This is a genomic window from Pseudarthrobacter sp. PvP004, assembly GCF_017876035.1.
Classification (GTDB): Bacteria; Actinomycetota; Actinomycetes; order Actinomycetales; family Micrococcaceae; genus Arthrobacter; species Arthrobacter aurescens_A.
On the sequence record NZ_JAGINL010000001.1, the window covers coordinates 239,088 to 251,127 of the forward strand.

The 12,040-nt window shown below is 59.9% G+C and carries 7 protein-coding genes; 3 read left to right on the forward strand and 4 right to left on the reverse strand.

The window, feature by feature from the left end:
- Positions 1 to 54: 54 nt before the first annotated feature.
- The 3 genes from J3A64_RS01035 to J3A64_RS01045 form a co-directional block, all read right to left on the reverse strand.
- Positions 55 to 2,811: an RCC1 domain-containing protein gene (locus J3A64_RS01035; protein ID WP_374100556.1), complete on the reverse strand. Its 2,757-nt coding sequence runs from the start codon at positions 2,809 to 2,811 to the stop codon at positions 55 to 57.
- Between the two features lie 407 nt (positions 2,812 to 3,218).
- Entirely contained in the window at positions 3,219 to 4,259 is a 1,041-nt protein-coding gene (locus J3A64_RS01040; RefSeq protein WP_011775771.1) for a hemolysin family protein, read from the reverse strand.
- Positions 4,252 to 5,613 carry a hemolysin family protein gene (locus tag J3A64_RS01045; protein ID WP_210063469.1) on the reverse strand — a complete coding sequence of 454 codons (1,362 nt, stop codon included), beginning with the start codon at positions 5,611 to 5,613 and terminating at the stop codon, positions 4,252 to 4,254. Before J3A64_RS01045 ends, J3A64_RS01040 begins: the two co-directional genes overlap by 8 nt.
- A 230-nt stretch (positions 5,614 to 5,843) precedes the next feature.
- Between J3A64_RS01045 and J3A64_RS01050 the strand changes: the two genes are divergently transcribed.
- Both J3A64_RS01050 and J3A64_RS01055 read left to right on the forward strand, forming a co-directional pair.
- Entirely contained in the window at positions 5,844 to 6,323 is a 480-nt protein-coding gene (locus J3A64_RS01050; protein WP_043470558.1) for a transporter substrate-binding domain-containing protein, read from the forward strand.
- Positions 6,320 to 7,330 (forward strand): cation transporter, encoded by a 1,011-nt coding sequence (locus J3A64_RS01055; protein WP_014922515.1) that lies wholly within the window; start codon positions 6,320 to 6,322, stop codon positions 7,328 to 7,330. Before J3A64_RS01050 ends, J3A64_RS01055 begins: the two co-directional genes overlap by 4 nt.
- Before the next feature lie 64 nt (positions 7,331 to 7,394).
- On the opposite strand, the gene J3A64_RS01060 is transcribed toward J3A64_RS01055, so the two are convergent.
- Entirely contained in the window at positions 7,395 to 9,782 is a 2,388-nt protein-coding gene (locus tag J3A64_RS01060) for an S-layer homology domain-containing protein (protein WP_014922514.1), read from the reverse strand.
- Positions 9,783 to 10,079: 297 nt separating this feature from the next.
- Between J3A64_RS01060 and J3A64_RS01065 the strand changes: the two genes are divergently transcribed.
- A complete protein-coding gene (locus tag J3A64_RS01065; RefSeq protein ID WP_014922513.1) occupies positions 10,080 to 11,888 on the forward strand; it encodes a polymerase in 1,809 nt (602 codons plus the stop codon).
- Positions 11,889 to 12,040: the final 152 nt, after the last annotated feature.

A 12,040-nucleotide genomic window follows, 5' to 3' on the forward strand; every position in this document is an offset into this window, starting at 1 on the left:
TCGTCATCTGATGGTCTGGACCGGTGCGAGAGAGTTCTAAGCCATCAAGCAGATTTACAGCGGTGAGCCTTGCACCCCGAACGCAACTGGTCTGGCCCGGTTTTCGTATGTCCCGTCACCTAACTGTCCAAATTCGTTCCAACCCCACGCCAAAGCATCACCGTTTCCCAGTACGACGTAGGCACAAGCGGATCCGGCGGAAACGGCAACTGCACCGGTGACACCTACCACGGGAGTGGGGAGGTGCCGCTCCGCGGTATCCCCACTTCCAACGGCACCCAGTTTGTTATAACCCCAACCGCGGACTGTCCCGTCTTTCATGAGGGCGTAGCCGTTTCCGTCGCCACCCTCAAGAGCTGCGACGCCGGACAGGCCGGCAATTGTCACGGGCAGTGAACGCCAGGTTGTGGTGCCATCGCCGAGCTGCCCCCAGCTGTTGCTTCCCCAAGCCCGCGCCGTGCCATCCGTTTGCAGTGCATAAGCAGTGCCGTTTCCAGCCGAGATGGATTTGACGCTGGCGAGGTTGCTGACCTTCACAGGAGTCAGTCGCTCAGTCGTCGTGCCATCGCCAAGCTGTCCTGAGCCGTTGTCACCCCATGCCCATACCGTTCCATCACTCTTAAGTGCATAGTTCGAACTTGACCCTGCAGCGATGGCCTTAATGCTTGAAAGCCCCGATAGTGGTTGCGGCACGGGACGAATCTCTGCATGCATGGCGTCCGCCCCCATTGTGTACAGGCCCCATGCCCACACCGACCCGTCCTTCTTGAGCGCAATGGCCCCGTAATAGGTCGCCGCTACATCGATCACGTCGCTAATTCCTTGGATGCGGGCAGGTGTTGAGCGTGAATCGGTTGTTCCGTCACCGAGCTGATTTGTGGAATTGTCACCCCATGCCCAAACAGTGCCATCCGACTTGATGGCGTAGGCAGTCTGATAACCGGCGGCCACGGATTTGACCCCGCTGAGGCCAGGTACGGGTCCCGGCAGACTCCGCCAAGGCATGCTGCCTGCCCCCAGTTGGCCGGAGTCGTTCCTGCCCCACGAACGGACAGTTCCATCGACCTGAACCTCATAACCGACTCCCATGTACCCTCCCGTCAGGTATCGCTGACTATTCCCCTCAGTCGGCTCGGGCTCCGGTGTGGGAGTCGGGGTCGGGGTGGGGTTTGTTGGTGGGGGCTGGATGACAGTGGTGCCTTGGCAGGGATTTGCAGTGAACAGGGGCCATGACTTGGTTACTGTGGCTTCCCACTCGCCGAGGTTGAAGCCCATAATCTCGATGCCTGCCGTCACGCCGAGCCGGCCTTCGACGCCGAGTTCCAGGGGGCAGGTCCAGGAGAGCTGTTCCCCGCTGGCGGTGGTGACGGTGATGGTGGTGGTTGCGTAGGGGCCGATGCCGAAGGTGATCCCGGCGATGCCGTAGAGCTTGATGGTGGCGTCGAAGTCCAGGGATGCTCTTGCGGTCAGTGAGGCGGAGGCTTTGTACTCGTTCTGGATTCCTGCGGTGGTGGGTTTGTCGTTGACCAGGCTGAATGCGCCGTTGTTGTATTTGAATCCGTGGTTGCTGGTGACGGTTTGGGATGAGGAGAACACGACGTTGGCGTTCCCGTCCAGGGAGAAGTTTGCATTCATCTCGGCCTCGGCGGTCACCACCACCGGAACCGGACCGGCCATGAACGTGAACGCCGCATTCAGCTCACCAAGCTTCGACGTCACCTGGCCCTTCAAAGACCCCTCGGCCGTGACGGAATGCTCGGCCTTCACCGACGGCGTCACCACTACCGAGGCTTCCTTCAACTGCAGGAAGCCGACGTCGAGCGTCATCTTCGCCGTGGCCTTCGCCGTCACCGACGACTTCAAGGTCACCGAGCCATTACCGGTCAAGGGTGCGTCCGGTTTGCCGAACTCGCCCTTGACGGTCTTCTTGAACGTCATGGACTTGTTGAACACGTCCTTCGAAGTTTCGGCGAACGGCCGCGCCATGTCCGGTTTTGTTGCGGTCGGGGCCGCATCTGGTTCAACCACGACGTCGGGCGCCGGGATGAACTCGGAGCTCACCGGGGTGCCGGTGACTTCGAGCAGCCCGCCGGTGGAGACCACGGCCTCGGGCACGGTGGCCGGTTTGGTCTTCACCAAGGTGGTCCCGCCCGGGTCCCTGACGACCTGGACCACCCGGACGAGCAGCCCGTCCGGGGTGCCGGTGGTGATACCGGAGACGAGTACGTCGTTGGGTTTGATGTCCGTTGCTTGATCCGAGGGCAGGACCACCGTGTTGCTGGTGACTTGTGCGGTTTGGAGTTGGGCCGGTTCCAGGATCTCGACGTCGGGGGCTACCGTGACGGTCCCTGCGGCCGGGTTCTCAGGGTCGGCGGGTTCTTTCTGTCCTGCGTACCGGTACAGGAACGCGGCCATCGCATCCCGGGCGATCCCGTTCAACGGCCGGTATTCCCGCACCCCGTTACCCACATCCCAGCCCGTGGAAATCCCGGACGCGGCCAGCCAGGTGATCTCGGTATAGAACCCGCCACCGGCGGGCACATCACCGAAAGGAGAAACAGAAGGGGCGGTGAAGGCTGGTTTGTCCGCGTACCGGTACAAGAACGCGGCCATCGCATCACGGGCAATCGGGGACAACGGACGATACTCACGCTTCCCGCCACCAACATCCCAGCCGGTGGAAATGCCCTTGGAGGCCAGCCAGGTGATCTCCTTATAGAACGCTGCCCCAACCGGAACATCAGTAAACGGAGACGCCGAAGGGGCTGTGAACGCGGGGGACCCGGCATGCCGGTACAGGAACGCGGCCATCGCGTCCCGGGCAATGGACTCCAACGGACGGTACTGCCGCACCCCTGACCCGGCATCCCAGCCCGTGGAAATACCCGATGCGGCCAACCACGAAATCTCCGTCGCGAACTGCGACTCGGCCGGCACATCCGAGAACGACACCACGTTCTCCACCACCGGATCCGCAGCAACCGCCGCAGGCACCACCAACAACCCCGGCGCCACCACCACCACTAAAGCAACCAACCACGCCACACCACGACGAAACACCGCAACCCCCACACACCGGCGACACCCAGACAACACTCAGAAAACCAACTAGACGACATCCCTCACAAGCGAAGCAACAGAAAGGGCTCAGATGTCGTGGGATTTGCCTTTTGTGGCGTCCAAGAACGTCAGCCGATGGCGATGATGGGATGGAGCACTTATGTACTGGTGGCGTCCTGTACTTCACCGACGAGTTCTTCGATGATGTCTTCCAAGAACAGCACACCAGTGGTGTTCCCGGCAGCATCGAAAACCCGTGCGACGTGGGCACCGCTGCGGCGCATGGTGGCCAGTGCGTCCTCGAGTTCGCTGCCGCTGTAGGCGGATGCGAGTTTGCGGATTCGTTTGGCGGGCACCGGTTGGTCGAATTTTTCCCGGGTGGTCAGGTCCATGACGTCTTTGAGGTGCAAATAACCGGTGGGCGTACCGTCGTCGTCGGTGAGTATGTAGCGGGAGTAGCCGTGCTCGGCCACCGCGCGCTGGATGTCTGCCGGCGTTGAAGTGGCTGGCAGGAGTACCATCTCGCCGATAGGCACTTCGACGTCCGCCACGGTTTTGGACGTGAACTCGAACGCCGCGGTCAGCGTGCCGCTGGTGTCGCTCAGCATCCCGTCCCGGGTGGACTGCTCCACGATGTTGGCTACTTCATCCAAGGTGTATGCGCTGGTGGCTTCGTCCTTTGGTTCGACCTTGAACAGGCGAAGAATGGAGTTCGCTATCCCGTTCAGGGTCCAGATCACCGGTTTGAGGATCCGGGCGACCATCACCAATGGCGGCGCCAGAATCAGCGCTGCGCGGGTTGGGACGGAGAACGAGATGTTTTTCGGGACCATTTCACCGAGGACCACGTGCAGGAAGGTCACCAGCAACAGCGCGGCTACGAAGGCGATGATGCCAATCGCTTCACCGGACAGAGAGGTCAGCCCGAGAGGGATTTCCAAGAGGTGGTGGATAGCCGGTTCAGAGACGTTCAGGATCACCAAGGAACACACGGTGATGCCCAGCTGGCTGGTTGCCAGCATCAGTGTCGCGTGCTCCATGGCCCACAACGTGGTTTTGGCCGCTTTGCTACCAGCCTCCGCCTTCGGTTCAATCTGTGACCGGCGGGCCGAAATGACGGCGAACTCGGCGCCGACGAAGAAAGCGTTCACCACCAGGAGCACCACCAGCCAGATGATGCCGGGAAGGTATTCACTCATGGGTCAGCTCCTGCGTGAGGTTATCGACGATGCGGTCATGAGGACTTTTTGGGGGTGCCTGTGACTCGTCAGGGGTAAAGCGGATCCGTTCCACATGGGTGCCTACCACGCGTTCAACCCGCAACGTTCCGTCCGAGACGCGGACTTCGTCCCCGAGTTCGGGGATGCGGTCCAGTTCGTCCGTAACGAATCCGGCCACCGTGTCGTACTCCTCGCCGTCAGGAACGGCAATGCCGGTCCTGTCCAGGAGCTCATCGGGCCGGAGGGAAGCATCAAAGGTGATGGAGCGACCGGTCCTGACCACACCCACTCGGGCGCGGTCGTGCTCGTCTTCGAGTTCGCCGACGATCTCCTCCACCAGGTCCTCGAGGGTGACAATGCCGGCGGTACCGCCATGCTCATCGGAAACAATCGCTACCTGCAGGCCTTGCTTCCGGAGCAGGCCAAGCAACGAATCGACACCCATGGATTCCGGAACCCGCAATGGTTCGATCATCAGCTCTGCAGCGGTCACCTGGTCGCGTTGATCCAGGGCGACGGCGAAGGCCTGCTTCACGTGCAGGACACCGAGGACCTCGTCACGGTCACGACCGATAACGGGAAAGCGTGAGTATCCGGTTGAGGTTGCGAGGGTAACAATGTCCTCGGCGGTGTCGGTGGTATTTACGGCGGCCATCCGCACCCGTGGTGTCATGACATCCGCGGCGGAGTGTTCGGAGAACCGCAGGGTCCGGTGCAGTAGGACGGCGTGGTCCAGGTCAAGGGACCCTTCAAGCGCGGAACGGCGAACCAGGGAACTGAGTTCTTCGGCGCTACGGGCGCCGGAAAGTTCTTCCTTGGGATCGATGCCGAACGAACGGATGATGCTGTTTGCTGTGTTGTTGAACAGCAGGATCACCGGTTTGAACATGGCTGTGAACAGTGCCTGAAAGGGCACAACCACCTTGGCTGTGGCCAATGGCAGGGCCAGAGCGAAGTTCTTAGGCACGAGCTCGCCGATCACCATGGAGAAGATGGTGGCCAGGAAGATTCCGGCAACAGCGCCGATTCCGGGAACCACGGCCTCGGGAAGGCCCATCGCGAGCAGTGGGCCGCTGAGCATCCGGCTGATGGCCGGTTCGAACGTGTAACCAGTCAGGAGAGTGGTCAACGTGATGCCGAGCTGAGCACCGGATAGATGCGTTGAGGTGATCTTCAGCGCCTTGATGGTGGGTGCAAGGCGCTTCTCACCGCGGGCTTGGCGAGCCTCAAGGTCGTTGCGGTCAAGATTGACCAGCGCGAATTCGGAGGCAACAAAGAATCCGGTACCAATCGTCAGGACGAGGCCGATACCGAGCATGATCCATTCATACATTCGGGCGCCCCTCTCCCGTGATGGCCGGCGTGCCGGTCAGAAGGTCGAGGGGCCAGGGCATATGTGAAGGAGGGTCATCCATAGTGCCAATAAGTCTACGGACTGTTTATTTCCCGATGGGCTCTGTGCGCCGTGGGCAGAATCAGGACCAAGTTGGTCGGGACTAAGACATGTAGATAATAAGTAACCTGCCTATAGTTATGGCAAGAGCAATAGGAGGAAGCGGAGATATGTCTAGGCGATGGCGACTGGCTATTCTGACGGCAGCTGTCATTCTGCTAACGGGCTGCGGAGTCAGCGTTCCGGCTGATCCCCAGGGCACACTCGACCGGGTCAGCGGTGGCGTGCTCAGGGTAGGCGCTAGTCCCAACGGCGACTGGGTGAAGCTCCCGTCTTCCGGCGAGCCCACTGGGACCGAAGCCGAACTGGTGCGGAGGTTCGCCGCGCAACTGGATGCCAGGGTGGAGTGGAGCACGGGCACCGAACACATCCTGGCCGAACGCGTAGAGCACGGCGAACTTGACCTGATGATCGGTGGCCTGCGCGAAGACACGCCATGGGAAAAGCACGCAGCGCTGACGCAGCCCTATACCGAATCCGTGGACGACACCGGGAAAAAGCATAAGCACGTGATGCTGGTCGCCAAAGGGGAGAACGGTTTCCTCCTAACACTGGATACGTTCCTCAAAGAGTCGGAGGGCACCAAGTGAAAGCCACCCAAAGCCGGCCCGACAGCGCCAGCTCACGTTTCGGCCACACCGAACTGCCTGAAGAGCAGCACCAGGCGCTACGCAAGGCGATCCGCTTCGAGTGGATCACCGTGGCGTTCCTGGCGGTTTCGACCGCCATGATCTATCTCCTGCTGGGAAACTCCCAAGCCATGAAGGCCGCGTGGCTTGAAGACGTCCTGTCGTTCCTGCCGCCCCTGTCTTTCCTGATTGCCGCCCGCGTGATCCGCAAGCGCCCCACCGAGGAGCATCCTTACGGTTACCACCGTGCCGTTGGCGTTGCCCACGTCGTAGCGGCTGTGGCCTTGTCCGTCATGGGCGCGTACTTGATTGTCGACTCCGGCATCAGTCTCTTCACGGCAGAGCACCCCACCATCGGAGGGTTCGACTTCTTCGGCCAGACGATCTGGCTTGGCTGGGTCATGATTGTTGCGATGCTCCTCACCGCAGGCCCGCCGGTGTACTTGGGCCACAAGAAGATGAAACTGGCCAAGACCCTGCACGACAAGGTCCTCTATGCGGACGCCGACATGAACAAAGCAGACTGGCAGACCGCTGTCGCCGCTGCTGCCGGAGTTGCGGGCATCGGTATCGGCTGGTGGTGGGCGGATGCTGTCGCCGCCCTCATCATCTCCGCGAGCATCCTTCACGACGGCGTACGCAACACCAAAGCAGCAATCACCGCCCTCATGGACAAACGTGCCAGGACTTACGACGACGCCAAACCTCACCCCTTGGGCCATGAGATTGACGGCTACCTCAGCGGACTTGACTGGGTAGAAACAGCAAAATCCCGGATCAGGGACGAAGGGCACGTCTTTCACATCGAAACGTTCGTTGTCCCGGCAGGAGACATGCCCACTTTGAAGCAGCTGGAATCAGCCCGACAGGCATGTATTGACCTGGACTGGAAGGCGAAGGACATGGTTCTGGTTCCCGTTTCTACCCTGCCGGAAGAGTTCCTGCCCGGCCTTTCAGGAGAACACTGAACCTTCATCTACACGCAGAAATGGCCGGCACCAACTTTGTGGTGCCGGCCATTTTGCTTGGGGACTAGCTTGCGTTGAACTTTGCGTTGTAGCGGTACATGAACGCTGCCATCGCATCGCGGTTGACGGCGTTCACCGGGCGGAACGTCTTACTGTTGTCCGCTTCTGTCCAGCCAGTGCTGATGCCTTGGGCTGCCAGCCAAGTGATCTCTTTGTAGAACTGGCTGCCTGTGGGCACATCGGTGAAGGGCGAAGTAACCGGGGGAGTAAAGGCCGGTTTACCTGCCAAGCGGTACATGAACGCTGCCATCGCGTCACGGTTTACCGCCTGAACGGGACGGTAGGTCTTGCTTCCGTCGGCTTCGGTCCAACCGGTGGAAACACCCTTATCAGCGAGCCAAGTGATTTCCTTGTAGAACTGGCTGTTTGTGGGTACATCCGCGAAGGGCGATGTAGCTGGCGGCGTGAAGGAAGGCTTGCCAGCCAGCCGGTACATGAAGGCTGCCATCGCGTCACGATTGACGGGGGAGAGCGGTCGGAACGTCTTGGAGCCGTCCGCTTCCGTCCAGCCGGTGCTGATGCCGGCCGTAGCCATCCAGGTAATTTCCGTGCTGAATTGCCCACCCGCAGGTACGTCGGTGAATCCGGTTCCTGCGTTGCCTGCCGTGGCGAAGCTCAGTGTGCCGATGTCAGTGTTAGTACCCACTGTGGTGGCTACGTTCGACGCAGCCCCTTCCGTTTTCACGTTGCCGGAGAAGATGGTCCCGAGCGAACCCGAAGGCCGGGTGGGGATCATGTTGGCCGAGACCAGGTAGCTTCCCGTGCTGAGACCTGTCACTTTGAACGTGCCATCGGCGATGGTGTTCGCGCCGCGAGTGACCAGCGAACCCTCCTTGGTGTAAACGCGGACAGGAACATTGTTCAACGGCTGGCCATCTGTGCCCACAATCTTGCCCGTGAGCGTGCCACCCGTCTTCGCCGTGCTCGTTAGCCCCGTCTTGGCTTCACCTGTAGCCACCGTGACCTCAGTTGCCGAAACTGCACCCAATGACTCGGCCTTGTCCTTGTAGAAAGACGCTTCCAAGTCGGTGGTGATGCCGCTCGCGCGGTTGAATTCGATGGAGTAGGTGCCTGCAGGCAGCTTGGTGAACGAGAATGTTCCGTTGTCTGCGACCGTCGTCCCGCCGACGCCGCCTGGTCCAGTCGCCGTCACATATTTCATCTGGCTCTGGGAGCCTGCAGGGATGGCGAGGGTACCTGAAAGCACCGCACCTGCAAGGAGGGTTTCGTTAGCGACGGACACGATTTGTCCGGTGGTAACACTCACAGCCGCGGATGAGCCGGAATCCAGCTTTTGTCCGAGCCATTGGTGGACAAGGTTTTGGTCCTGGGAGTAGAAGTCCAGCTTGTAGGAGCCGGCAGCCAAGCCGCTGATGGTGAATGCTCCAGAGCTGTCCGGCACGGCGCTGCCACCATAGGCATTGGTTTCCGAGTTTGCTGCCGATACACGGACGCCAGTGCTCGAGAAACCTGAGGGAACGATCACCTTGCCTTTTATTTGGGCCCCCGTTACCAATGTCTGGTTGATACCTGTTACCGGTGTGAGAGGCGGCACCTGAATGAGGGTGGCGGTGTCGAAGGTCGCTCCTGGAGGCCCGTAATAGGCGTCAACAATAGGGCGGAAGCCTTCTCCTCCGTTCCAGTAGATATGTGCCTTGTAAGTAGCGGGTTCGAGACCTCCGATGCTGAAGTCGCCGTTGGCTTTGACATAGCCGTAACCGTACTTGCCGGAGGGTACGCTCGAGAGGCTGACACTGACCTTGGCAGCGTCAACTCCGCTGGGCACAGTGATTTTTCCTGAGACGATGCCAGCAGCAGCCAGGGTAATGTTCTGGCCCGTGACGTTGCCTTGCTTGGGCACGTTGACAAGCGTGGCTGAGGACCACTGCTTTCCCCCGAGGAAGCTCGAAATGATCGGACTCGGAGTTGCCTCGTCGCTCCAATAGAAATTCAGCTTGTACTGTCCGGCAATCATGTTGGTGAGCGAGTAGGTGCCGTCCGCGTTCAGTGAAGCCCTGTACGAACTGTATTCACCGTCCCGCGTGGCCTCCACGGTGATCTTAGTGGCGTCGACGCCGGCCGGAACCGTCGCCTTGCCGCTGACGGTCGCGCCCATGTTCAGAACGGCAGAGACGTTGGCTTGTGCCTGCCCTGTGGTCAGCGAGATGGTTTGGGCCGAGGAAGCCAGTTCCTTGTCGTCATACCATTCCGAGACATTGACCGGTGCGCCACCACCGTCCCCGTAGGCGCTGAACTTCACCTTGTAGGAGCCAGGCTCCAGCCCATCCAGGGTGTAAGTCCCGGACCCGCTCCAGATTCGGGCTTCGTCGACGTAGAGATCGTCTTTGTAGGCGTCGATGATGATCATGCTGGCATTGAGACCAGCCTGCATCTGCACGCTTCCGCTGATGCTTGCAGTTCCCGCAGCGACGGCGGCCGGTGCACCGGAGAACGATGCTGCGAGGAGTGATAAACCGGCCACGGGCACAAGTAATTGCCGCGAAAGTTTCGATTTTTCCAAGAGTGCCCCCATATATTTGATTTTCGACGCCGAGTCAAGTCAAGTTGTTGCGTCAGCCACATGCTATTTCTTATACGGCGGGCCTGTCGATCATGGGGGAAAATAGTGCAATCATTACGCCGCATTTGGGAGTCGACTTTCGGTAGTCACCGAATGGCGCTTCTTAGTGTGACTTTATTGGTCGCAACACCCTTGATCATGCTGCCGGGCGGCTTCCACAGGTTCGTTCTGCCAAAAATCGCCATTTTGTTGCTCGCGTTGTGCCTGGGTCTCCTGGCCCCGGCAACGTCAAGACCTGGGCGTCCTACGGTGCTGATTTTGGCAGCCATAGTGGGGACATATGTCATTGCGGCATTGAGTTCCGGCGATCTGTCAGCTGCCATTGTTGGACGGTGGCCGCGGTACGAAGGCCTGCCTGTCCTGCTCTTATATGTGGGCTTGTTGGTGGTGGGAGCGCGTGTCTTGGGTGGTTCCTCCGCTTCAACAAGCAGGCGGTACCTGGTGCATGGGCTGTGCTTCAGCATGCTCGTTTTGGCGCCGATCGCAGTTGCCGAGGCGGCTGGCCTTCGACCCCTTGGTGGTGCCGATTACATACGACCCGGAGCGACGTTGGGTAATGCCACAGATCTGGGCTTGGCGGGCTTGGTCGCTTGCCTGCTGCTTCTGCCCCCGGCGTTATGGTCCAAGAATAAATTGGCGCAAATAGGAGCGGCTGCGGCAGGGGTTGTAACCGTCACTTCGGGTTCCCGTGCTTGCATCCTCATTCTGATTATTTGCGGAATTATGCTCTTTGGATTCAAAGCCTTCCAGTTGTTGAAATCGGGAAAGCCCGTCCATGCGATCGTCGCCCTCCTGGGATTCGTAGGCGTTGCCGCAGTTTTGTCCTGGTCCATCCCTTCAGTTGCGGAACGTTTGTTCAGCATGGAGACCGTTACGGGCCGCGTGTATCTCTGGGAGGCATCCCTCCAGGCTCTGTCCGGCAACGTGTTCCTAGGGCTTGGGGCAGGGCAATTCGTGGACGAACTGCCTTCTCATCTATCTGATGCCTTCGCCAAAAATGTCGGAACTGAGTTCCCCGCGGACAGCCCGCACATGCTCCTTCTCCAGCTGGTAAGTGCGGGTGGATTGTTCTTCCTTCTCTCCGTTGCTGCAGCTGTGTGCATGGTCTTAGTGGTTGGCGTCGGGCGTATCCGCACCTCGCCGTTGAATGAACACAAACTATTTCTGATGGGCGCCCTGACAGCCACTTGCGGCTACGGGTTCGCACTCATGACCCACTTCACCTCACCGGGAACCACCGCGGTGGTTTGTGTCCTCGCTGGTGCCATTCTTGGGAATGCTCCGGTGCAGAAAGAGGCGATCGACAGTCCTCGCGGTAGGGCTTCTGATGTCGCTCGCATATCAGCAGTTGGGCTGGCGCTGGTGGGCGCCATCGTTGCTGGTGTCGCGGCAAGTGCGGAGATACCCATGAAGTCAGGTACTGACTTAGCCGCCGCGGGCGAAATCCCGAGAGCTACTGAGGCGTTTGAAGCAGCCAAGGCACTCAGGCCCTGGGACCAGGACGTGGATCTGCTTGCTGCCCAGGCATTCGCCGTCAGGGCCGTGCAAGGAGATAGCCCAGCGGCAGATGCCGCAGTCACGTGGGCGAGTGCCGCCGTCGAACGTAACCCGACTTCCATGGAGGCGATTACTGCGCTTTCCATCGGGCAACTGGGGACCGGAGATGTTCAGTCCGCGCAGAAGACGCTGGACATGCAGATCGAGCGCTCGCCGTGGACATCGGAGCCCCACCTCCTACGGGGACTCGCCAAAGCCAGCGGCCAGGATCTGGAGGGTGCCATTGCGGATATCGAACGTGCTGCGGCGCTGACCCCCAAGCCGGAACGAGCACTGAACATCCTCTCGGAGCTGTACGTTGTGTCGGGTCAGCCCGAAAAAGCCGCTGAAGTTGAGGAGAAGCTGGCCAGGGTTCGGTAGACCCGAAATTGGAGTTATTGAACAATAACGCTATCTTTTTGATTATCTGCTCATCAGCAGATGAAAATGGGGGCGGAATTCCGCCAAGAGTGCGGAAAGTAGCCATAAGTGCGCCATAAATACAGACGGAAGCTTCTTGCTTCCGGAATCAG